This window comes from Herpetosiphon gulosus (assembly GCF_039545135.1).
GTDB lineage: Bacteria > Chloroflexota > Chloroflexia > Chloroflexales > Herpetosiphonaceae > Herpetosiphon > Herpetosiphon gulosus.
This window is the reverse complement of record NZ_BAABRU010000023.1, coordinates 39246-63612: the sequence shown is the minus strand read 5'-3', so window position 1 is coordinate 63612 and position 24367 is coordinate 39246. Positions and strand designations below refer to the sequence as shown.

Sequence of the window (24367 nt, the reverse complement as noted above, 5' to 3'; positions counted from 1 at the left end):
CGCGATATCACTGCAAAATGGGTCACGCTGCCAAACTGGGCACGGATTCGCAACCAATTGGCCATTCGCTTTGACGGACGCTTTCCGGGGTAATGGGGCGAAATACACAATCTACTTGACAGTCCCGCACGCGAGTACGAGTTGGCATTGGATATGGATTATCGATACCATGGTCTAGTGGGCTGGTTTTGCCGCTAGCTTGGCTCAAGCCTGCAAACATAAAAATGATCACAAGGCTAGCAAGCAAGATTTTGAAACGCCATTCGTTGGTTGGTTTTGCTGACATGGGTGGCTCCTTCTGTTGTGATTCTGCTAGGTAAAACGTGAGGAGTGGTTTTTCGCTATGGCTTGCCGATAGACCATTAGTCCTGTATTGGAAAGGTTTTCATTACACGCTAAATTTAAACAATGACTCTTTTTCACCAAGATACCATTGCCGAAGCTCAGTCGAACGGGCGAGGGTATGTAAGGCGCGATATTGCAACGATTTAACCGCATATTCGGTTCGGCCAGTACAGGCAGCGACTTGGGCACTGGTGTAGTGAGCAAAAAAGCGCAAATACACCACTTCGCGTTGATCCGGCGTGAGCGCCGCTAAGGCATGGACTAACGATGCTTGAATTGCGTGCAACTCGCTAATTGCGGTTGGGTCGGAGTTGGCCAACGCGGTTGCCTCGTTGAGTGGTTCATAGGCTTGACGCTGGCGTTGGCGATAACCATCGGTGAGCAGATGCCGCGCAATCTGAAAGAGCCAGCCAGTAAAGGCCAAATCGGCATGCTCGAGTGGTAAATTGAAGTGTGGTAGATGCTCCACCACTCGCAACCATAGCTCGCTACTCAACTCCTCAGCCAGATCAGCACTGCTGCAATGGGCATAGAAAAAACGTAGCAAGGCATTGCGATAATGCTCATAGATTTGGACGAACGCACCTCGGTCTGCTTGTTTGGCAGCGATCAGCAGGGGAATCAGTGCAGCATTAGCCAGTGTGTTCATACATGTGCCCATTCAACATAATTCAATCAATCAGGCTTTTAGGCTACGGCTTATTGACCAAACTGCCTATAGCCCTAAAGGCATATTTCGCTAACACTACAAGGCACTTACCAATACTGTACTACTACTAGTTCTAACAAGGACTGGCATGGGTAGTCCGGCCCGTTTAATCGGTGGCAACTGGCAGATAAACCTGCCAATATTGGCTCTTTTGGCTTAAAAACAGGCTATTGGCGCTATTCCAATTGCTGGCGAGGTAATTATCGGCGGCTGGGTTGGTATGAAAATAATCATCATTACCACAATCGAAAATATCGCGAATGCTGTGCTCAGGGCAGGCAATTTCTAGCTCTGGATACGACGGGGCATCGGAGTAGCACATAATGTCCCATTCGTCGGTGCAATGCCAACTATTGGTTGTATGTGGCGCACTTGGCTGAACCCCGCCAATCATATGCATATGTTCGTGAGCAACTACGCGAACATTCCAACAGCCAGCGTCAATCCGTGCATAGGCCACGCTGTGGTTATTCAAATTGGCGTTGCTTGGTTGGGTATCATGCTGCACCGTGGCAATCCCACAGTAATAGCGTGCTTCCACAAACATCAAATATTTACGATCATCACGGTTAAACCCTTGGGCAGCCACAGCATTGATCGTTGCCCCAAAATCGTCATCAGCTGCTGGTGGAATGACCACGTGCTGGACATCAATTTGGCAGGCTTGGTTGAGTTGCCAGCGAATATGGCGTTGGCCACTGGTGAGTTGGGCACTTTGGTTATAAATTTCATCAACGCTCAATAAATGCTTGCGTAAAACCGGCGCGATGATCGTGCTGTTGTCTTGGGCATTGCTAGCCCGCACATATAAAACTTGAGTTCGATAGTCGTTGGTACTATCGTCAAGGCAAGGTTGGGATGATTGCTCTATTGACACATGTATTTGATTGTTAGGATTAATTAATTGATTAGCCCAGCTTTCGACAATTTGCGATTCAGGCGAATCAGGGCCGTGGGTGCACAAATCGCTGGCTTTCACGCGAAACATTGCGCGACATTTGCCAGTATCTTCCCATACCAAATTTGTGTAATAAAGGTTTAGCCAAGGCTGATCGATAAAGTGCCGAGTTGGAGTGGTGGTGGTTGCTTGTGATGCTGTTGGAATCAGCAAGATTGCCACGATTAACAAGGCTAAGAATGAGCTTGAACGATTCATAGATGCCTCCATTTGTTTTACTCTACCTGAGATAGAGCCACAATGGTGGCATTTTGGGCGGGTACTACAGCCAAAATCACCATAAAAGCCTAACGCCACCAATTCATGGTGGCGTTAGGTGAGCTATTGCTAGGGAGTCGTTGATAGCTTATTGGTTGGCTTTACGGCGGGCTTCGCCTTTAAGCTCTTCAGCGATGCCTTCAGCTTGCATTTGTTCGTTGTTCAACAAATCGCCAGCTACTTGTTTGAGGTTGCCTTTGGCTTCATCGGTCATACCACCGAGCCGTTCGGCGGCTTTGGCGGCCTCTTGGCGAGCTTCGCCTTTGAGTTCGGTTGCGCGGCCTTCAGCTTGCATTTGTTCGTTATCTAAGGCATCGCCAAGCCGTTCTTTGGCATCGCCATATATTTCTTCAGCTTTACCTTTAATCCGTTCGCCTAAGTTACTCATTGCTAACTCCTTTGTTATCACTACAACTATCTGTCTTTTACACAATTCTATAAAAGCAAATGCTGTGCCACGACTACTGTTCAGGAGTGTTATACATCAGCCTAAATACGCGATAGGATGCGGTCAGCGTAATAAAGATGCCCACGAAAAACAGGCGAACTGGCCATTTAAGGCTAGAAGTCCGGTCTGGATTGAACATCAAAAAGCCCGCAATCAGTATCAATATCACACCTAAAAGAACACTAGCCGCTTCAAGCGAGATTCTATAGAGGTTGCGCTTAATTGGGCTAGCAAACTGCTCAGGGTAGTGGTAAGCAACCCCTTGCAAGAGCGTATCTGCATGCTCAACAGAGCAATGAAACATGCCCATAACCGACTGAACTTGCTGATCTCGTGATACTGGGCTTTTCAGAATACTGACAATTTGGCGTAGATCGGCTGGTTTAAGCGTTGGGTAGGGTGGTGCAGCTGGCAACTGATGCGCAGCACTTGGTGCTGGCTGGCTCGGATTAGCAGCCCCAGAACTGCTTGGCTGTGGTGGCGCAACCGCAGTTGAGGGATTAGGCACTGGCATAGGGCTATTCCATGCATCAGTTTGTTCCCATGGCAAAATGATTTCAGGTTCGGCTATCGCTCCTGGTGGTGAGTAGCCATGACGCTGAGCACGCTCCAAACAATCTTGGCGTTTTAGGGGGTCATCAAACGTTTGTGCTAAATGCCACCATGCTTCGCCATTTTGAGGATTAGCACGCACAAGTGTAATCAATTGCTGTTGAGCTAAGGGATAATTATGGTCTTGCAATGCATGGCGGGCAGTCTGCAACAGATCGGTTGTCATAGCACACTCTCTCAATCACAATATAGAATTTAGGTATTTCGATATTGGCCAAAACGCGATTGCCATTTAGCCTGATCAAAATTGTTTACGACATTAACAATCGTGCCTGCTATCTCATTTTCTATGCTCGATGCTCGCGTTGAGCCATTGGCATCAGCCGATAGAGCGTAAATACTTGCGATATGCCTTTGAGATTGTGAGTGAAAGGTTCGCTTAGCAGATCGTGTTGGCTGAGGATTGTCCGCACACCTGCCGATTCCATCACATCGGAAGTCAATACTACATCATCGCCAACACTGAGGCCTTGAGCACGTGCCGCAGCATTGACGGTTGTGCCAAAGTAGTCAAGCACTTCGTTGGCATTAACTGCAATACAAGTTCCTGTATGCAGGCCAATTTTGATTACAATTGGCGGACGCTCAGGGCGAGCTTGGTTGGCTTGCTGCATATTATGATGAATTGCCAAGGCAGCCGAAACGCCATCGCTTGGGCTAGCAAATACCGCCATTACTGCATCGCCAATCGTTTTTACAATCGAGCCATTGTGTTGTTCGATCGCCTTGAATAGCACATCGAAATGGTCGCGCACCATGGCATAGGCGCTTGAGTCGCCATGCTTTTCGTACATCGGGGTTGAATTTTTAATATCACTAAACAAGATTGTCAGATTTTTGATTGCCAAACCCAAGCCAGGTGCTAAAACTTCCGATGAGAATAATGAGCGGAATTCGGGCAAAGTCGAAACCAATGAGGCACTGACCCGACCAACGCCCCAAGCATCGTGCTCGATAATCAACAGTTGTTCGCGATCGGTGGTGTTATGCACATTCAGGCTTACTGGTCGATTTGCCACATTTAATGCCGCTTGATCTGGGCCAGCGGCAGTTAAATTGATCGTGGCGTTGGTTGCACCAGCAGCGTGGGCTTGAATCGCGCAGCGTTGCTCAATCCCTAACATGCGCAAGCGATAGCCACCAGCCCCAAGCTGAACCGTTAATTCACGTTGTTCGTTGGGCTTGAGCCGTGCTTGGGCTACGATATGCTCATTCAAAGCTGGTGAGCCAAGTGCACAGAAGGTTGCATTGCTAGCACTGCGCACCTTGGGATTGACCGAGAAACGCAATTCAACATACTCATCAAAATTGATATCGTAGCGAATATTGCAGACTTCACAATGGGCGGTCGCAGTTAGGTCGCGCAAATGCGGCGAGGGTTCGCGGGCAACCCGACAATTGGGGCATAACACATCCCAATTCATATCGAGCAGGCCCGTCCAAGTGGCATATAAAAAAACTCGCAGCAGGTTAAGTCGTTCAGCGCCCCAGGCATCAGCCAACACAAATGGTCGCATGGTGGCAACATCTTCATCGCGTTGAGTTTGAATCAACTCAAACAAACGATCGATTAATTGCTGATCGCAGGGTAAATCGCGCATACGGTTACGCAACTCCTGCAACACATTACGATTAGCGCGAACTTTGCGAGCTGGCGGAAAATAGTTGGCAGCATTGGGCTTTTGGGCCACTGAGCGAAAAAAAGCCGCTTGCCCAGTAATCATCTGATTAGCCACAAACCAACCAACTGGGTAGCCCAGCAGATTCTTGGGAAAAACATCGACAAACGTTTCAACTTCGGTACTAATCGAGGTATGCGGGATGAGAATTGTGCCACCAATCAAGCGATCTAACGGAGGAAAATGCTCAAAAACTCGTTCAACCCACAGCTCTTTTTGGTAAATCCATTCAAAGGGATGCTCGACCCATTGTACTGGCAGGCCATATTGGCGGGCAGTACCAACCACCTCGCGCACACCATCGCTGCGTGTTCGTTCGCTATAAACCAACGGTGGCAGGCCAACGGCGTGGTTAACTTTGCTGGTTTGCGCAGCAATTTCCCAAACCTCAGCTACGCTTAGCGGTACGATGGTCGATTGTTTTAGGCGAAACGGCTTAAGCGCCATCATGCCCTCCCTTACAGCCGAGTTGGGTCGATCCTTGCGGCATAGGCTGGCACCGTGTGAACCCCACGTACCAACAAACTATTGCCATGAATCCCAATCACCAGATAAATTGGCCCAAAGCGAGCCTGTAAATCATCGGGATCAAAGGCTAATTCATCGACACCTTCAGATTGCATCCATTGTTGACCAAAGGCACGCCAAGCCACATCAGTCACTGGAGTTTCATCAACGCTTTCCAAGCCTAGCAAATCAAACAGCATATAGCTTTTGAAGCGTTTTTCTTCCCGTTCAAACATCGCATGCACTTCGTGGGCTTGAATTAGGCATAACGAGCGTTCGCGGCGTTCGAGTACCGCCGCCGGATCTTGGTCGAGATGCTCTGGTAAAAATTTGGCATAACGTTCTGGTGTGATATGTCGCAGCAACTGTTTGCTGGAAGCAGCGCTGATCGCCCATTGCTCAACAAATGGCGGTTGTGGATGCGGCTCCAAGCCTTCCCAACGCACGACATCACCAGGTTTGATCAACGAACCATCAGCGAACGTTAGATCGCTCAATTGTAGTGGGCCATCAGCCCGCACAATATCGATCCACACCCGACCAGTAATCGGGTGAGCTTCGGTGCTCATGCCTGCTAAGGCCACACCTTTTTTCACCCGCGATACTGCCAAAACCAGCAAATCTATTGGTTGCGCCATAACGTTTAAACCATTGTCCAATGAGTGAATCTTGCACCATTATGGTGAAATCTTGAGTCATTGTCAATTTGGCTAGGGCGTTGGCTGCCACAATCAAATGGCATCCAGCACCTATTTTTCTAACAGTTGCCGAAATTCGCGTGAACGCTCCCATGCTTGTGGGTCACTTTTCGATAATAGGGTACAAATCACCCGTTTTTGATCACGATTAAGCGAATCGGCTCCGCTTGCGACTGCCCGCAACGATAGATCAGCATCAGCCCCTGGCCCACTCAGATAATCTTCCAAAAACGAATTAGGTTGTTGAGGCAAGTAGTATTGAAGTTTAAAGGTTTGGAGCGCCTGAAAGATTTCGGTGATCACATGGGTAAATTGAATCGCAAAGACCGCAGCGCCACGTGGCGCAGGAATTTCGCGATATTTACCGACAACTAAGGGTGGCGAGGTTTCACTAAACATATATTCATCGTAGGCTTCAACCATTACCCCAGAATCACTGAACAAGAGCGTTGCCCGTACCACTGTTTTACGCCAGAGCCGCATACAATCCTCCGAACAATCGTGTGTCGAGTACAACAATGTTGGACGCTATCGCCACGATAGCGCCTGCTCCTTCGATTGTCCTCTATTCTACGCCTTTTTTAGATCAGGCTTTTGGCTCTGATAGATCCGATGCAGGGCTAAACCCAACTGTAATGCCAGCCGATCAGGCGCACGGTCGAGATGATGCGATGTAATATTTTCAATTCGACCAAGCCGATAGAGGAGGGTATTACGGTGAATATGCAGCGCTGCTGCGGCCTGACTATGGTTGCCAAGATAAGCAAAGAACATTTGTAGGGTGTACAACAGGTCGCCATCTTGTTTGGCATCATGAGCAGCTAATGGGCCAATCGTCCGATCATAAAACATTCTAGCACGAGCTGAGTCTGCCACGCTCAGTAGTAGCCGATAAACGCCTAATTCGGCTCCACCAGCCAACACGCCCGCCCCTAGTAATTCGCGGCCCAACCGTAATGCGCCGATTGCCTCGGCCCAAGCCCCTGACCATGCGCCGTTTTCCGATGCAATGCCGAAGCCGCCATCAAGTACCCAACTGGCTTCATGCAAGGCGCTGTGAACCTCGCGCAACCGCTGCTCAGGATTATCAAGGCTATCGATCGGCATGGCCAACACAATAATTCCATCGTGATCAGCGATAAACGCCGGATAGCGCAAGCGATCGCAAGCTCGGCGCACCGCCGCCATCACCCGATCGATCTGCAAGGAATCTTGGGGGCGTAAAGCAGCTAGGGCATAAGCTGAATCGAGCAAAATGCCTTGCTCAGCTGCCCGCCGTTGGCCAGGCACATCCAAGGGAATCCCTGCCAACAACGATTCAAGCACGCTGCCACGCAAACGATCCTCGGTGGCTTCGATTGCCCGTTCTTTATCGAGTAGCAACGATAATGCGGCTGAGCCTTGTTCGAGCGCCCCTGCATCCCACGGATGGCTGCCGATGCTGCCCAGAAATCCCACGCGATGTCCATCCAGCAGCACTGGCACGGTGGTTGGCATCCCCGCATCAGCCGGAAAAACCACACTATGGCCAGTCCAAAGTTCAAGCATGCGCAAGAGCGTTGTGCGGCCCTCACTCAATCCATTCGTGGTTAAAGCACTATAGAGCTGAGCGGCTCGGCGTTCATATTGGGCTTCAGGATCAGAGAGCAACCGCTCACTTTCACGTTGCACCATGCGTAAATCGGCGTTATGTGGCAATTCAAACAAGGTAATATTGGCAGTTTCCGCCGCCGCCACTGCCCGTTCATCAACCATTCCGGTGAGGCCAACCGCCAACACCGAAGTCCCATTCAAACGCTCAATCAAGCGTGCTAACGAAAGCCGCAACGAATCCAAGACGGTTGTACTAACGAGCACAACTTCGGAGCCAGCAAGATCGGGGAGGGCTGGTTGGGTTGGGCGTGCCAGCACAACTGCCCGCACTGCAAGGGTGTTGGCCTCGCCAGCTCGTAGGCTGGTTGTTGGCGGTAAGGCCAAGCGCCAAATTTCATATAGAGTTGCCACGATCGATACCTAAACTTGGCGACGATTTTAGTTAAAAATCGCCTCTCTAGCAATTTGCACAATCTGATGCTGAATTATGGCATAGTGTGGCAACTCATGCAAGCGCTTCCTTGGCTGTCAATTGTTAAATTTGTGAATAGCTTTGTGCACATTGTATAGAGCTTAAGCGAACACCACCGTCGTGCAGGACGGTGGTGTTGCAATCGGGAGCCAAGCAATAATTTAAAACGGCAAGTCGTCTTCGTCGGTTACCACTGGCTTGCGCGAGGCTGGCCGTGTTTGGGTTGCAGCTGGAGCAGCGCTACGAGCTGGTGCTTTGGCGGGAGCAGCACTACCACCATTGCCATTGCTGCGAGCAGGGGCAGCAGGTCGGGCAGCGGCAGGTCGGGCAACTGGAGCTGGCTCAGGCGGGCTAGCCCATTCTTCTTCTGGCTCCTCAGCGTTGTAAGCCACGCCCTCGCGCCGGCCATCGAGAATAATCATATCATTGGCCACAATCTCGGTTTTATAGCGGGTTTGACCGCTTTGTTCCTCAACCCACGAGCGGGTTTGTGATCGGCCTTCGATATAAACGCGAGTGCCTTTATTCAAATATTGATTACAAATTTCGGCGAGTTTATTCCACGCGACAATTGAAAACCATTCGGTATCTTCACGTTGTTCGCCTTCAGCTGTTTTCCACGAGCGGTTTGAAGCCACCCGAAAGGTAGTGACAGCAGTGCCTTGGGGCGTAAAACGCATCTCAGGGTCTGCACCTAAACGCCCAGTCAATTGAACTTTGTTGAGATCCTTGGCCATAGTAGTAGATCCTCCGTTTTAACGTAAAAACTCGTCATGTATCTATCAATACTCAAGCGGCAGCGCTGTGAGCAGGACTATCTTTGCGGCGGTTTTCAAGCCGTTCGCGCTGAGTTGATTTGCGATAGGCCTCCAATCGGCCTTGGTGCTGTTGCAAAAAGTCGCGAATTTCAAGGCAAATGCCCAGCCAATCGTCGGCAGGAAAGCGCATCGCCATTTGGGTGGTTGGCTTGCCATCGGGGGCAATGCCGCCAGTTGCAGTTTGCTTGCCTGGGCCAATCGTGATTGACAAACGGATTGGGAAGCGGGCAAACTTATGATCAGCACCAGGATCGCATTCGACTTTAAATAAGCGACTTTCGATCCCATCGTCGCGAACCGAGCCACCGAATACTTCAAGCTTCCAACCTGGCTCAAAGGCCTTGCCAGTTAAGGTGTGGTGCACCAACAATTTACAGCGCAAAATTGGCAAGTAAGCGTTAGCCCGATCAAGATGCACTCGCCGTGCCCGATCATAGCTCACAACTTCCCATTCAAGCCGCTCGATACCCATTGCATCGTAAACATTGCAAAAGTTTTTGTTGGTGGTGTACTCCACTAAGGCATATTTTAGCTGTTGCTTGGCTTGCATACTCGGTTCCCCATTCGTCAAATAGCGCTTTTTTATGATTCAGTACATTTGTTCTAAACAGCATAGCATAGCCTGCGCAGATGTCAAGCGTATACACGGTCGGGTTTGCTGACCCCCAAAAGCACTAGGCTACACTATGACAAGCCGTAGGATGAAGGATGAGGGATGAAGGATGAGGGATGAAGCAGCTAGGACTAGGATTCAGATTTTCAACCAAGACTATAATAACCTCAAAAGCCCATCCATAGCCCATAACTTCCGCTTCGTGCTCTTCATGGATCAATCGCTAAAAGCCTATCGCCATACAATTCTCTGTGCCTCTGCGTTAAATCCTGATCCCTCGTCCCTAGGCACTTCGTGGATCAATCACCAAACAAAAAACGCCTATCGAATTGCTCGATAGGCGTTGGAAATCACGATCTTCGGCTTAGAATATGCCTTGGCCCCCACCAAGGATATTGCAAGGATCGTAGCGATTCTTGGCACGGCGGAAGTCATTCCAGACATTGCCAAAGTGTTGTTGCCAATCAGCTTGGCTAAACTCGATTGCGCCAATTGCGTAGCGGTTGCCACCAAGATCGCGGTTGGTTTCAAACAACTCGCGGTTGCTGGCCATCATGGCGTTGATCACTTCAGGAATATTTGGCGCAGTGCGCAAAATATCAAACAAGAAGACGATTTCGCCATCGGGTACGCGGAAGAATGGCTTGGTAAATTTATTGGTCTTGACTGGATAGAGCAAGATTGGGCCTTGGCCAGTATCGTCTAGGGTCAAGGTTTCCAAGATATTGCCAACATATTGGTTGACGTGGCGGCTCTTGACGAACACATCGAACCATGGATGTGGCAAGAACCAAACGCCGATTGAGCGCAAGAAGGCTTCGGTTGCTTCCAAGCGATTCAAGAAAGCGAAATAGGTCGTATCTGAGATAACTTCAGTGCCTTGGGTATAGCTCAAATTGCGCAACAAGCGGGTGTTATTGGGCAACTTATTGCCTGAATAATAGCTTACTGCTTCGAGCATAAAGTTCCAGCCACCACCGGCTTTGGGCACGACTTGGCCTTCAACATAATCGAAGCGCCCATCGCGGATCAAGCGGGTTTGATCGCCAGTAAAGGTTTCGATATCGTCGTAGAACAAGTTGAATACGCGGGCGCTGGTTTCGGCGCGAATCAATTTGAGTTTGGCCCGCACGATAATTGCAAATTGGCCCAAGCCACCAAGCACCGATTCAAATAAATCTTTGTTGCGGTTTTTTGAACAGGTTTCTAAGTTACCTTCGCCTGTGACAACCGTCAATTCGATCACGTTGTCAATTTGCACACCATGTTGATGGCTGGCTCCGCCAATCCCGCCGACGCTCAATGTGCCACCAATTGATAGCTCAATATAGTCGGTCATAACGGGTGGGGTTAGGCCTTGAGCCAAAGTGCTATCGAGTAGTTGATGCCATTTCAAGCCAGCATCAGCAATGACATAATCGCGGCCAATTTCATGAATCGTGTTGAGGGTACTCATATCGATCACAACCCCGCCTTGAATTTGGGGCTGACCATAGGTGGAGTGACCTTGACCACGGCCTGAGATTTTAATATTGTTATTTTTGGCAAAGCGAACGAGGCGCACAATATCATTGACTGAGCCAGGTTTAAGCACAGCATTGGGCGTACGGTGAATGATATGACCGTAATCTTCGGCTGCTTCAGCGCGGGTAGCGGCATCGGTGTAGAGCACACCATCGAACGTTGGGAAATTTGGCGCGAGTTGCTCGGCGGCGTGGGCCGAAGTGACCCACGAACTAGTAGCACGGTCAAAACCAACTACCACAGCACCTGCAACGAGACTTTTCAAGAATGTACGGCGGCTAAGTTGCGTCATAACGTCCCTCGTTTTCGGTTAAAAAAGACTGACCGCAAATTCACCACCTATTAGCTATGACGTAGGGCTGGAATGAGGTGTCAAGTGTGAATCTGCGAGTCAGCTTTTGCATCTGTCCTGACTGCATATACTGTATTAGATGTCAGTACTAGGCTCAATAGGCCAATAGTCTATGCTTTACATAGGCTGAATACGGTACTTGAGGGTACGCAGGGCTGTCGAGAGTGCTTCTTGTAAATCGCTGGTGGTTTGAAAAATCGAAAGATCAATCCCAAGGCTTACCACAACTTGGGCAACATCAGGGGTCATGCCACATAAAATAACGCCAGCACCAAGCAAATTACACGATTGCGCCGCCCGAATCAGCACATTGGCCACTTGGGTATCAATTAATGAAACCGCCGTAATATCCAAAATCACGACACTCGCTCGCGTACGCACGACGTGCTCCAACAAGAGCGCAATCATGCGTTGAGCACGGTTGCTATCGATAGCACCGATCAATGGCATCAACACCACGTTGGTAAAAATATTAAGAATCGGGGTTGAAATTTCATCGATCGTATACAGCAGTCGTTCTTCGGTTTCGCGGGCTGCCTTCAACTCGGCTAGCCGAGCTTCAAGCTCTGCCAGGTGCTTTTGATCCTGTTCGCGGGAGAGCGCTAGCTCTTTGCTAACCCGATTGACCATATTGGCCAAAATCCCGAGTTCATCGCGACGATCAAGTACAAGGTGTTCAGCAGCCTCGCCTTGAATAACTTTACGCAACGTACTGCCAATCGTGCGAATTAGCGCCCGATCTTCACGTGAAAGTCGTGATTGGTTGGTCGATGCTGGAGGTGTTGGTTGCTCTGGGCGCTCTGGTTGATCCATAGGGTTTATTTCCAAGAAACATGTAACTCGCAGAAGGCATCGCCATTGCGGATACACTTAGAATGGTTCATTTGAACATCACGGGCATCGAAGCACTCCAGCGCTCCTTGCATTGCCCCTTGTTCAAACATACAATTGTAGGGTTGTTCCATTTCAATGATTGCGGTTTTGTCGCCAGTCATACGGGTGCGCCATTCGCCACCATCGCCACGGGTCGCATACACCCACATCATCGGAATGGTTGTAATCACATCTTCGGGCTTTTGAATTCCAACTGCTCGAAATTGGGTTTCCATTGAATAATAAATGTTCTTGCCAACATCGATCACCAAGGCTGGGTCTTGATCTTCGAAGCTGTTAAGCATGGTTTCTAATAGTTGGCCATGATACCATGCCTCAGGATCAATCTCATCCAAGACATCAAGCATCTCTGGTGAACAGTGTTCGGAGGCGGTTGTTGAAATTAATAAGAAAATACCACCTTGCGTTAATGGCGGGCCACTCCGATCTTGACCAGGATCAGCATACACAGTCAGGTCAAATGGTGTGTGTCGTTCAAAACGATACATAGGGTGCCTTTCAGTTGCAATGGGGGTGAGAGCCTGAACATTGCCATTATACGCGTTCTTGCAGCATTTCCTGAACTGAATTTTAGGCATTTATTAGTTATGTTTTCCTATTTTTTTGCTAGTACGGGTGAGCTTTTAGGTGTTATATCAGGGGATATAGGCCGTTTTAGTCCACCTTTGGGGGGATTTTTCCCATGAATTCTGATTATGAGTTGCAATCTCGCCATGAGATGGTGCAAATTGGCCGCTGGCTCTATGAACGCGGCTGGACTCCTTCATATAGTGGCAATTTTTCGGTTTTGCTTGATGAGCAACGGATTTTGACCACCCCCACAGGCTATTGCAAAGGCATGCTTCAGCCCGACGATTTAATTATCGTTGATCGTCAGGGAGTCCCGCTTGACCCACAGACCCCCTTACCTTCGAGTGAATTGTTGATACACTTGGCAGTTTATGCGGTGCGACCCGATGTGCGTGCTTGTGTCCATGCTCACCCACCACGAACGATTGCCTGTAGTATTGTTGGCATCGAGCTGACCCAGCCACTTTTAGAGGATATTATTCTGACGCTGGGCAAAATTCCAACCGTGCCCTATGCTCGTACTGGTACGGCAGCGCTGGGCGAGGCAATCAAGCCGTTTATTTGTGATCATGATGCTGTGGTGTTAGACCACCATGGTTCGTTGACCGTTGCTAGTAGCCTGACCAAAGCTTTTCATCGGACTGAGCAGGTCGAACAAGCTGCCACAATTATTTCGACCGCCTTGAGCATGGGCCGCTTGCAACCCTTGGCTCCTGAGCACGTAGCGGATTTGTTGGCGGTACGGCGTGCTCGTGGTGGTAATCCAAAGGCTGAGCCTACAATCAGCAATGGTTAACCATGGAGTTAGCCCATGTGACCCCAAGCAGATTAGGCTGTTGGTACTAGCTTTGCTATTGGCATCGGTTGATCTGCATGCTATTTTGTGCTATGTTTGCGCTGATAAAACTGCTGCGGTTCCGCTATGACCCAACGTACTCGTAAACCCACGCTGAAAAATCGGGTGGAAGCCCTTGAGGCTGAACGCCATCAAACCCAACGTGCTCTCGATGCGCTCTATCGCATTGGGCTAGCTTGTCGTGGGCAGCAGGATTCGTTCGAGTTGTTGCGCACGATTTATCAAGAATTGCAGACGGTTTGGAATTTTGATGCCTGTTTTATTGCCCTCTCCGACCAATACGACGATAGCGCTTATCGCATCGCGATGTTGGCCGATGAGGGCGTGATTGAATTTAGCGAACATGATCCAATTGGCCCGCTGACTGGCTATCTGATTCGCCAACGTCAGCCCTTGCTGTTTCGCGATTTGGCGATCGAACGTGAGACGATTGGCTTACCCCGCCTTTTGCAATTTGGCAGTGATAAGCTTTCACGCGGCTGGATGGGCGTACCATTAGTTATTGGTACCTCGGCTTTGGGCGTGATTTCACTGCAAAGCTACACCGTCGGTGCATTCGATGAGACAGATCTTGATCTGCTGACGCGGATTGCTAATTCGATGGCCGTAGCACTAGAAAATGCCCTACTCTCGCATCGCCAAGCTGAATTAACTGGCTCGTTGGAGCACCAAATCGAGCTACGCAACGCCGATTTATTTGTGATCAGCGATATTGCGGCAATGCTAACCCAACAATTGCCATTAACTGAGATGTTTGGCTTGGCACTCGATTTTATGCTGGAGTTGATGCATCTCAATGCCGGCGTGGTTTGTTCGCTGAATGGCAGTGAGCTTCAGCCGATCGTGCAACGGGGCATGCAAAATGGGAGCTTGCCGGAAGCATTCGCGCCGCTTGATTCGATTTTTGGGATTGCGATTAGTAGCAATTCGGCAATTGTCGATAATCACACCCACTCCAAATATTGGCAAATGGCCCAACTCAGCCATCTCGGCACAACCCTCGCCATCCCTTTGCGCCGCCATGAAACCGTAATTGGTGTCTTGATGGTTGGCCAAACTGAGCAACGCGCCTTCAAAACTGAAGAAGTTGAGCTGTTGCAAGTGGTCAGCAATCAATTGGCCTTGGCCTTGGAACATGGCAATATTTTGGCTCAACAACGTCGCCAAATTGCTGAGCTAGAGGCCTTGAGCGCGATCAGCACGGCAACAGTTCGGGCGCTCAACCTCTCGACCTTGCTGCACCAATTAAATGATGCAATTCGTTCGTTCTTGCCAGTTGATGTGTTTTATATGGCGATTTACGACCCTGAACGCCAATTATTGACTGATAGCATTGCGATTGAGGATGAGAATGAGGCGACTTACCTGAGCGAAGAGTCGATGCCGCGCAAAGGTTCGTTTACTGATTGGGTGCTAAGCAAATGTGAACCATTGTTTTTACGCCATGTTTCACGCGATATTCGCCATTATCCAACAATCATTCGGCGCACGGTCAAAGGCTCACCCTCGGAAAGTTGGCTGGGCGTGCCAATGCTCGATGCCAATCGTCGGCCTTTGGGTGTGATTGCCATTCAAAATTATCGCCCTTATGCCTTCAGCGATCGCGATCGCTTTTTTATGCAATCGGTTGCTAGCCAAGTTAGCTTGCATGTCTTGAATGTGCAGTTGTATCAGCAGCGCGAACGCCAATTGGCTGAACTGAATGCTTTGCAACGCATCAGTAGTTTGCTCAGTTCAACCCTCGAAATTGAGGCCATGCTACGGGCAATTGATGCAGTGCTCACTGAATTTTTGCATATTGATGGCTTTTTTGTGATGCTCAATCATCCTCAAAGCCACATGGTCGAGGCAGTTTATGCCTTGAATCGCGAGGGTGAGGGCGATTTTCGTTGGATGATCGGCCTGATTCCGCCTGAGCACACGCCAACTTGGGAAGTGTTGCACACCCGTAAACCATTGCGGTTTGGTGATATTTCGCAAGAAACCTCGACTGACGTTGCCCCTGAAGATAACGAAGTGCGCATTTCGTCGGATCGGACGAAGGCTTGGCTGGGCGTGCCGCTCAACGATCAAACCACCAATGTAATCGGGCTAATTGCGATTCAAAGTTTTCAAGCCAATGTGTTTAGCAATCGCGATGAGCAATTTATGGCCCAGGTCGGCCAACAACTGACCTTGGCAATTCAAAATGCCCGGCTTTTTGCCCAACGTGAACGCCAATTGGCCGAACTCAATACTTTGAAATTGGTTGGCGAATTGCTCAATCGCACCATGGATATTCACGAAATGTTTCGTGGTTTGAATCCATTATTGACTTCGTTTCTTAAAATCGATGGCTTTTATATCTTATTAAATAATCCACAAACCTATGTGATCGAAGATTTATGTGTGGTTGAACGTGGCGAGTTGCTCGATTATGGCTCGATGATCGGCACATCGCTGCCGCTCAATACGCCGACCGCCTGGATTTTGCGCAATGGTAAAGCGCTGCGTTTTAACAACACGATTACCGATATTCCCAAACTGTATCCCGAGTTGAAAACGGTGCAGGTCAACGATGAAGTCGCCTTGTCGTGGCTTGGTACACCCTTGATCAACCACCGTGGCGAGGTCTTGGGCGCGATCACCACCCAATCGATGAATGCCAGCCATTTCAGCGAGAGCGATGAGCAATTTATGCTGCAAGTGGCGCATCAATTGGGCTTGGCAATTCAAAATGCCCGTTCATTTGCCCAACGTGAGCGCCAATTGGCTGAGCTTGATGCTCAACAAGGGATCACTCAATTGGTTACTTCGACCCTTGATTTGTATGAAATGCTGCGCTCGATGGATTTGGTCTTGCGTAGTTTTCTGAATGCCGATGCCTTTCAAGTGGTGATTGGCAACGCTGATCGGGTTGAAACGGCAGTTGTGTTGGAAGAGGGCAAGGAAGTTGAAACGGCAGTGATTGGCCATCCTTTGCCCGAAGGCTCGCTAACTCGCTGGACCTATTTGCATGTCAAACCGCTACGCATGAACGATATTTATCGCGATTGGGCGCTCTATCCCGATTTGCTGGAGCCGCCGATTCCAACCAATTCTGGCTTTATGCACTCGTGGCTGAGCGTCCCGCTGATCGCCTCGGATCAGCCGTTGGGTGTACTGGCAGTACGGGCAACGCGACCAGCGGCCTTTGGCCCAAGCGATGAGCAATTTTTGTTTAATGTGGGTCGCCAGCTAGCTCTGAGTGTGCGTAATGCCCGCTTGTATGCGGCTGAACAAACCGCCCACCGCACTGCCGAAACCATGCGCGAAATTGCCCGCGTGCTCAACACCACCTTCAATCCCGATGAAGTGCTCGATTTGATTTTGCGTGAATTGCGCAAAGTGATCACCTTCGACTCAACTTCGGTCATGCTACCATCAAATAATTTGCTGCGAATTGTTGCACGCCAAGCCCAAGATGAGCAATTGGCGGTCGAATGGCGCGAATTGACCTTCCCGCTTGACCAGACCAGTGGCGCGGGCCGCGTGATGTTGAGCGGTCAGCCCTTGGTGGTTCCCGATACCGCCAGCGATCCGCAGTGGACGCGCTCGCCGATGCCGAGTGTGGTGCGTTCGTGGATTGGCGTGCCGTTGATCAGCAAGGGCGTGGTACTGGGGGTACTGAATATTAATTCGTTGCAGCCCAACGCTTTTACCCAGAGCGATACTGATTTGGCCATGACCTTTGCCAACCAAGCAGCAACCGCGCTTGAGCATGCGCGGCTCTACCAAGAATCAGTCACTCGGGTTGAGCAAGAATTGGAAATTGCCCGCCAAATCCAGAGCAACTTATTTCCACGTAGTTTGCCAGTGGCCCAAGGTGTGGAGTTGGCGGCCTTGTGTTTGCCAGCCCGCGAAACAGGCGGCGATTTCTACGAGGTAACCGAGTTGCGTGATGGTCGCTGGGCTTTGATGGTCGGCGATGCTTCGGGCAAGAGCATTCCTGGGGCAATGTTGATGGCGGTAGCGCGTTCGATTGTGCGCTCGGAAGCGTGGGATCACGAGATACCGCAAATCGTGATGCAGGAAACCAATCGCTGGGTAACCATGGATATTCCACGGCATACCTTTGTGGCCTTGGCCTATGCGACCTTTGATACAGTTGATTATAGTTTGGCCTTGGCGAATGCTGGCCAACTCGATCCAATTATTCGCCGCGCTAATGGTGATTTGGAGTATATGACCGCGCCTGGCCCGCACTTTCCGCTGGGCATTATGGCCAACACACCCTATGAAACGGCCAGCTATCAGCTTGAACCCAACGATATGGTGCTGTTCTACACCGATGGCGTGGTTGAATCGAAGAATACCAGCGGCGAGATGTGGGGCTTCGATCGCTTCGAGAGCTTGCTGCGCGAACAAGACCATAGCCTGACCAGCGCTGAATGGGTGGATTTGGTGATCAACGAAATTAATCTATTTATCGGCGATCACCCACAGCACGACGACATTACCCTGGTGGCGCTCAAAGTTGCTAGCGCTTAATTATGATGTGGCATGGTGATCGTAAAAATTGTACCTGCTGTTGGATTACTGACCACGCCAATTTCCCCTTCGTGAGCTTCGACCGCTAATTTGCAAAAATACAGGCCCAAGCCCGTGCTACGTTGGCGGGTATGATTATGCTCATTCAAAATCGTAAAGCGATCAAATAACGATGCTTGCAAGGCTTCGGGGATGCCTGGGCCGTTATCGGCCACTTGGAAGGTAATTTGGCTTTTGGCTTGATGGGCAATTAGTTTAATTTCCGTTTTGATGGGCGTATGCTTGATTGCATTTGACAGTAAATTGCTCAACACCCGCCGCATCAAATCGCCATCGATCGTCGCATACAACTCAGGGTCGGCCTGAATCGAGATAATTTTGGCCTCTTGCTCAGCCCACGAACGCAACTCATTGGCCACATTATGCAAGAGCGGAGCGATTGGCACATGCTCACGGTTGATGCTCATGTGGCCTTCCTGCAAGCGTGCTGTATCCAACAAATCGGAAACTAAGCCGACCAACGTGCGCGATGAACGGCGAGCACCTTCGACTAACTCGCGTTGGCTCTCAGGCAATGCTTGGCGACGCAACAAATCAAGATAATTGATGATCACGGTCAGCGGATTTTTGAGATCGTGCACCACCATCTGATTCATCTGTTCGCGCAATTGCTCGCTGCGTTGCAATTGTTGGTGCTCAGTTTGCAGGGCACTATACAAACGACTATTGGTGATGCCTGTGGCGAGATGCGCTGCGACCGATTGCAACACGCCCTCGCTGCGGGCATCGATGGTTTGATCGGCATTCAATTGTAGAAATAAAATCCCAATTAACTGGGTATGGTGTTGCAATGGAATCAGGTAGGCAGGTTGTAGATTGACCGCCAAAGGCTTGAGCGGCCCTGTTAGAGCGCTGATATAGGGCAAATCGGTAACGGTCAGCCATTCCATTGGGAAGGCGCTGAGCGGCAGGCTCAGGCTTTGGTGCGATGGCTCGCCTTTGATTAAATAATGTTGAGCCTGAATTTGCAACTGCTCAGCCTCAAGCAAGCCAACTGCGGCCAAGGCTGGTTGCAACATATGCGCTAAGCTGGCGATAACGCGACTAATCAAGGCATCGGCTTCGAGTTCGAGTGTGACGGTGTGGCTAATATCGACCAAGGCTTGCAAACGGCGGCCTTGCTCACGATCCTGCTCCACCAAGCCCACGGCATGCTGCAATATATCAAGCTGATCTTCGGCGAGCGCAAAGCGTTGGCTCAGCTCGCGGCGCAAATGGTGGCTCGCTGTGCGGTCGCCTGCTTCAAAGGCATTCAACAGCTGGCTCATGGCATTTTGAAAGCCCGCTTGTTGACGTTGTAGCGTACTATTCAGCAACAAGCCCTCAACCGCACTGGTCAACGAGCCAGTTCGTTCAACCCCGCGAATCACGCCATAAGTAATTATGCCAATCGCCGCTAACAACAAGACGTGATAGCTCCAAAACGAAAGCTGCCAAAGCTCGCCATACAAGGCGGCCAAGGCTGTTTCAGCCAAGAGAATTGCCGCAATTACAAAGGTTGCTAGGGGCAGAGTGGGCGTTTCACGCCATTGCTTACCATAAAACCAAGCCGTCCAGCCAAAGAGTGCTACGGTTAGCCAAACCATAAAAGGAAAGATCGTTGGGGCCAAACTACGCATTTGGCTGTGTAATGAATGCGGACTGGTGGTGCTTGTTGGTTGGGCTGTTGCTAGCGGCGCGGCAACACTGCCATAGTCATCATCATCGCCATAGCCATAATCGTATTTATCGCCATACTCATCGTTATTTGATTGGCTGCTTTGGGTTGGCTGAATGGTTGCGGCTGGCGTAGGATCAGCTTCAGTGCCATATCCATACTCATCGCCATATTCGTCGTAGCCTTGTTGGCTGACCTGACTAGTTTGGGGCATTGGGGCTTGAATTGCTGGCATAACCGTATTGGGAATATAGATTAGCATCAATCCAGCATAGGCTAACCACAAACCGCTACCAACGATCAACCAACGCCCCCACCAACGAATCAAACCCTCGGCAAGGTGCTGGCTCATGCTCAAGGCAAAAATAATGGCCGCCACCAACAGCGCTAATGGGGTTGACCACTGGGTTGCGACTGAGGTATTTTCAAACATCACCCCAGGCGTGGCGATCGCATGAATCAGAAACATCAGCGACATGGCTAAAAAGCCGAAGCCAAGCATTAACGCTCGGCCATCGCGCCGCACCAAGGCCGCGCGAATCACCAAGCCAATCATCAAGAGGCCAACCAACAAAGCGCTGGTAACGATCCAAAAATGGCCAGCTGGCGATTGAATTCGCAGATCGAGCGCAGGAAACAGCCGCAGGATAATCAGCAGAATTGGGCCTAGTGCCAGTCCGCCGATCAAACTCCAGGCAATTGTTGGTTTGGGCTTGTTTGCTTGCGCCATAAATCTACCTTGTCTAAAATCGCTAGGCTCATTATAGAGCCAAACCCTAGCGTTGGTACATTACATTTAAATGATGATAGTCCAAATCCTACCAATGGTTTCACCCCTAGGGGTGATTTTGCCTAATTTAGGATTCTCTCATCTTGGTAAAAATTGAGTTTAGCTGTTGTTTATAGGTTGTGGATAAGCAAGTTTTGCACCGTTATAATCTGCTAAATAGTCAACGATTACAACTCGTTTTTTAGCAGCACTTTCCATAAAAAATACTACATCTAGTGTTGACAGCTAAAAAGACATACTATATATTGGATTGCATCAAACTTCTTCGAAAGCATTCAATCAGCTTTACAATGTAGATTTACAGTGGCGTTACAACTTGTAACGCAGTTTTTTTGAGTTTGTACAGTAAGTAAGAGCCAGCACTCTCTACTTGCTGTTTTTTAATGGGAAGGCTCACTCTCTAGGTATTCATGGTTGCCCCAATGCAACCAAATTAAATTAATTGCTCTGCGCCTCTGCGTTAAATGCACACGCAACCAAGCAATACTTGCTCCAACAACGGGAACAATCACATTTTGATTGCACCCTTAATTTTTTGTTGTCTTTATTTTGGATGTTTGAAAGGACTTGGTTATGACGGAACAGGTCACGTTGACCCCGCTCGATGACCGCCAAGTAGCGCCGCCAACCACAATCATCAAGCGTGATGGTCGTGAGGTGACGTTTGATGTGGCCCGGATTGAACGCGCTTTGACCCGCTGTTTTGCTGGTTTAGGCCGTCAACCGCATACCACCGTTGCCGAATTGGCCCAGCGCGTGGTCAATATTTTGGCTGCCAAATATGCCACGACCCCAACCGTCGAGGCTGTGCAAGATACTGTTGAGGTGATGTTGCAAGCTGCTGGCGAGTTTGAAGCCGCCAAGAGCTATATTCTTTATCGCGCCGAGCATGCCAAAAAGCGTGAGCAACGCCCTGTCCCAGAAGCAATTCGCCATGCGTTTGCCGAATCTGATCAATATTTCCCCTCGCCGTTGCAAAAATTTCAATTTTTCGATAAATACTCGCGCTTCGATTATGACTTAGGCCGCCGCGAAACCTGGATCGAAACTGTCGATCGCTCAGTCAATTTCTTGCGCGAAATTTCCGACAATAAACTTGATGATGCCGATTACAACCGCGTGCGCCAAGCCATTCTCGAAATGCGGGCGATGCCTTCGATGCGCTTGTTGGCGATGGCTGGGCCAGCCGCCCGCCGCAACAATATTGCGATTTATAACTGCTCGTATTTACCAGTCGATAGCATCGACTCATTTGTTGAAGCCTTGATTATTTCGATGAGCGGTTGTGGCGTGGGTTTCTCAGTCGAACACAAGTACATCGAGCAATTTCCTCGCGTCAAGCGTCAATCTGGCGCACCAGCTACTCAATATGTGGTCGAAGATTCGGCTGAGGGCTGGGCTGAAGCACTTCGCTTTGGCTTAGAAACCTGGTTTGCTGGCAATGATGTAACTTTTGATCTTTCGCAATTGCGGCCTGCTGGCGCTCCCTTGCGGATCAAAGGTGGTCGTGCTTCTGGGCCTGAGCCGTTCCGCCAAATGCTCGATTTTGCTCGCTCACGTATTTTGGCACGTCAAGGCTCATTCCTGCGCTCAATCGATGCCCACGACCTTATGTGCTCGGTTGGTAATGCAGCGGTCAGCGGCGGTGTGCGTCGTACAGCAATGATCAGCCTGTTCGATTACGACGACCACGATATGCTGACTGCCAAAGATGGCGATTTTGACCGCGAAAATAGCCAACGCTGGAACGCTAATAACTCAGCGGTCTGGCCAGCTAGTGGTTTGACCCAACTCGAAATTATCGAGCAAGTACTGTCGATGGTGAAATCTGGTCGCGGCGAACCTGGCATTTTCAATCGCCAAAGCGCGATCGATATGCGCCCAGCTCGTCGTAAGCCCGCCGAATTTGGCACGAATCCGTTAAGCCTAGCGGCCTAAGTTGGCGACAACCTAGGAAAACCCTGAATAACGATGGAAGCCTAGAAGTAGGTAACGTCGTCGGATCGCCCGCAAGGGAAGCCGCGAACGAGTGACAAGGGGCAACTCAGTCGAGTTGGTGACGCACTCTGAACTGCACGTATAACCAATTGAAGGTGCAGACCACAACAGAAATGGTTGTGGCAGCTCGCAAGAGCAGGTAACAGTTTTGGTGGCGAAATTATTCTGCGGCCTTACCAGTTTTGTAATTTGACGGCAGCGGTTGCCCGCGCCGATGATACATTTGAAAGCTTGCGCGAAAAAGTCGAAGTTGCCACGATTATCGGCACGATCCAATCGATGGCGACCCACTTCCCAGGTTTGCGATCTCAATGGTCGGAAAACTGCCAAGAAGAACGATTGCTCGGTGTCGATATCACTGGTCAAATGGATAGCACAGTGGCCCAAGATCCTGAAGTTCAACGCCGCTTGCTGGAAATTGCGGTCGAAGTCAACCGCGAGTATGCCGAAAAGTTAGGCATCAATCAATCGGTATCGATCACCTGTGTCAAGCCAAGTGGCAACAGCAGCCAACTGCTCGATTGTGCTTCGGGCTTGCACTCACGCTGGGCACCCTATTACATTCGCAACGTGCGGGTCAGCACCCACTCGCCAATTTACAAAGTGTTGCGTGATGCAGGCGTGCCGATGGACCCTGAAAATGGCCAAACCCGTGATGATGCCACGACTTGGGTGGTGCACTTCCCAGTCAAAGCACCCGAAAATGCCATCACTCGCAACAGCCGTGGGGCGATTGAGCAATGTAACTATTGGTTGCAGAATAAACTCAATTGGACTGAGCACAATCCGTCGGTGACGATCACCTACAAGCCCGATGAAGTAATGGAAGTAATGAAATGGATTTGGGAACACCGCGAGGTGATTGGTGGGATGGCCTTCTTGCCATCGTTTGATGCCAATTATGCCCAAATGCCGTATGTGGAGATTGGCCGCGAAGAATACGAAAAACTAGCGGCAGAATTCCCGCCAATCGACTTCTCGAAAGTCTATCGCTACGAAGAAGAAGATTTGACCACTGCAGCGCAAGAATTAGCCTGTATGTCGGGCGCTTGCGAAATCGATTTTTTATAAATTGAATATTCTACTGCTAGAAACAATGAAGGTCGGGAATCCCCGACCTTCATTGTTTCTCATTCTTTACCGCCGACTGAGAGCAGCATTAGCGGGCTAACTTGGAGCGCATTAGCGATTTTCTCAAGGTTCTCGCGGTCGATGCGTTTCGATTCATCGTGCCACAGTTTGCGAACCGTTTCAGGGTTGACTTTGGCAGCGTCGGCCAGTGATGTGATGTTGAACCCCTTTTGTTGCGCCACTTCGCGTAGCACTACCCGAATCCGTTGCATAAAACATCCCTCCACGAGATAAAATACCAACACACACTGCGATTATACAACCGTTCTACTTGGCGCTATGCACATATCCTGATAGGACGAAAGTCGCCAATTTT

20 protein-coding genes are annotated in these 24367 nt (G+C 49.8%); 4 read left to right on the top strand and 16 right to left on the bottom strand.

Going from position 1 to position 24367, the window contains the following annotated elements; all coding sequences use genetic code 11:
• Positions 1-22 precede the first annotated feature (22 nt).
• The 14 genes from ABEB26_RS22705 to ABEB26_RS22640 form a co-directional block, all read right to left on the bottom strand.
• Positions 23-286, bottom strand: coding sequence for a hypothetical protein (locus ABEB26_RS22705; protein WP_345724373.1), 264 nt, complete (start codon positions 284-286; stop codon positions 23-25).
• A gap of 102 nt (positions 287-388) precedes the next feature.
• The gene (locus ABEB26_RS22700; protein WP_345724372.1) at positions 389-994 is read right to left on the bottom strand and encodes an RNA polymerase sigma factor; all 606 of its coding nucleotides are present in this window, start codon (positions 992-994) and stop codon (positions 389-391) included.
• A gap of 166 nt (positions 995-1160) precedes the next feature.
• Positions 1161-2210, bottom strand: coding sequence for a hypothetical protein (locus ABEB26_RS22695; protein ID WP_345724371.1), 1050 nt, complete (start codon positions 2208-2210; stop codon positions 1161-1163).
• Positions 2211-2358: 148 nt separating this feature from the next.
• Positions 2359-2658 (bottom strand): CsbD family protein, encoded by a 300-nt coding sequence (locus tag ABEB26_RS22690; RefSeq protein WP_345724370.1) that lies wholly within the window; start codon positions 2656-2658, stop codon positions 2359-2361.
• A gap of 73 nt (positions 2659-2731) precedes the next feature.
• Entirely contained in the window at positions 2732-3496 is a 765-nt protein-coding gene (locus tag ABEB26_RS22685; RefSeq protein ID WP_345724369.1) for a hypothetical protein, read from the bottom strand.
• Between the two features lie 121 nt (positions 3497-3617).
• The gene (locus tag ABEB26_RS22680) at positions 3618-5459 is read right to left on the bottom strand and encodes an adenylate/guanylate cyclase domain-containing protein (protein ID WP_345724368.1); all 1842 of its coding nucleotides are present in this window, start codon (positions 5457-5459) and stop codon (positions 3618-3620) included.
• Positions 5460-5467: 8 nt separating this feature from the next.
• Entirely contained in the window at positions 5468-6154 is a 687-nt protein-coding gene (locus ABEB26_RS22675; RefSeq protein WP_345724367.1) for a dual OB domain-containing protein, read from the bottom strand.
• 111 nt (positions 6155-6265) lie between these two features.
• On the bottom strand, positions 6266-6697 hold the full coding sequence (locus ABEB26_RS22670; RefSeq protein WP_345724366.1) for a hypothetical protein: 432 nt from the start codon (positions 6695-6697) through the stop codon (positions 6266-6268).
• Between the two features lie 87 nt (positions 6698-6784).
• Positions 6785-8218, bottom strand: a complete 1434-nt coding sequence (locus ABEB26_RS22665; RefSeq protein ID WP_012191633.1) for a helix-turn-helix domain-containing protein — start codon at positions 8216-8218, stop codon at positions 6785-6787.
• Positions 8219-8440: 222 nt separating this feature from the next.
• On the bottom strand, positions 8441-9016 hold the full coding sequence (locus ABEB26_RS22660) for a single-stranded DNA-binding protein (RefSeq protein ID WP_345724365.1): 576 nt from the start codon (positions 9014-9016) through the stop codon (positions 8441-8443).
• Positions 9017-9068: 52 nt separating this feature from the next.
• Positions 9069-9647 (bottom strand): hypothetical protein, encoded by a 579-nt coding sequence (locus ABEB26_RS22655; protein ID WP_345724364.1) that lies wholly within the window; start codon positions 9645-9647, stop codon positions 9069-9071.
• A 427-nt stretch (positions 9648-10074) separates the two neighbouring features.
• Complete coding sequence (locus ABEB26_RS22650) at positions 10075-11526, bottom strand: FAD-binding protein (protein ID WP_345724363.1); 1452 nt, start codon at positions 11524-11526, stop codon at positions 10075-10077.
• Positions 11527-11703: 177 nt separating this feature from the next.
• Positions 11704-12399 (bottom strand): STAS domain-containing protein, encoded by a 696-nt coding sequence (locus ABEB26_RS22645; RefSeq protein WP_012192292.1) that lies wholly within the window; start codon positions 12397-12399, stop codon positions 11704-11706.
• Positions 12400-12404: 5 nt separating this feature from the next.
• Complete coding sequence (locus tag ABEB26_RS22640; protein WP_345724362.1) at positions 12405-12968, bottom strand: hypothetical protein; 564 nt, start codon at positions 12966-12968, stop codon at positions 12405-12407.
• A gap of 194 nt (positions 12969-13162) precedes the next feature.
• Here ABEB26_RS22640 and ABEB26_RS22635 point away from each other — a divergent pair, with 194 nt between their 5' ends.
• Entirely contained in the window at positions 13163-13846 is a 684-nt protein-coding gene (locus tag ABEB26_RS22635; RefSeq protein ID WP_345724361.1) for a class II aldolase/adducin family protein, read from the top strand.
• Positions 13847-13972: 126 nt separating this feature from the next.
• Positions 13973-18415 (top strand): GAF domain-containing protein, encoded by a 4443-nt coding sequence (locus tag ABEB26_RS22630; RefSeq protein ID WP_345724360.1) that lies wholly within the window; start codon positions 13973-13975, stop codon positions 18413-18415.
• Here ABEB26_RS22630 and ABEB26_RS22625 read toward each other — a convergent pair.
• Positions 18412-20862 (bottom strand): sensor histidine kinase, encoded by a 2451-nt coding sequence (locus ABEB26_RS22625; RefSeq protein ID WP_345724358.1) that lies wholly within the window; start codon positions 20860-20862, stop codon positions 18412-18414. The genes ABEB26_RS22630 and ABEB26_RS22625 overlap by 4 nt on opposite strands.
• A gap of 633 nt (positions 20863-21495) precedes the next feature.
• Between ABEB26_RS22625 and ABEB26_RS22620 the strand changes: the two genes are divergently transcribed.
• Positions 21496-22860: an ATP cone domain-containing protein gene (locus ABEB26_RS22620; RefSeq protein WP_345724356.1), complete on the top strand. Its 1365-nt coding sequence runs from the start codon at positions 21496-21498 to the stop codon at positions 22858-22860.
• A 177-nt stretch (positions 22861-23037) separates the two neighbouring features.
• Positions 23038-23991 (top strand): glycyl radical enzyme family protein, encoded by a 954-nt coding sequence (locus ABEB26_RS22615; RefSeq protein WP_345724355.1) that lies wholly within the window; start codon positions 23038-23040, stop codon positions 23989-23991.
• A 59-nt stretch (positions 23992-24050) separates the two neighbouring features.
• On the opposite strand, the gene ABEB26_RS22610 is transcribed toward ABEB26_RS22615, so the two are convergent.
• Complete coding sequence (locus ABEB26_RS22610; protein ID WP_041304953.1) at positions 24051-24263, bottom strand: helix-turn-helix domain-containing protein; 213 nt, start codon at positions 24261-24263, stop codon at positions 24051-24053.
• Between the last annotated feature and the right edge of the window lie 104 nt (positions 24264-24367).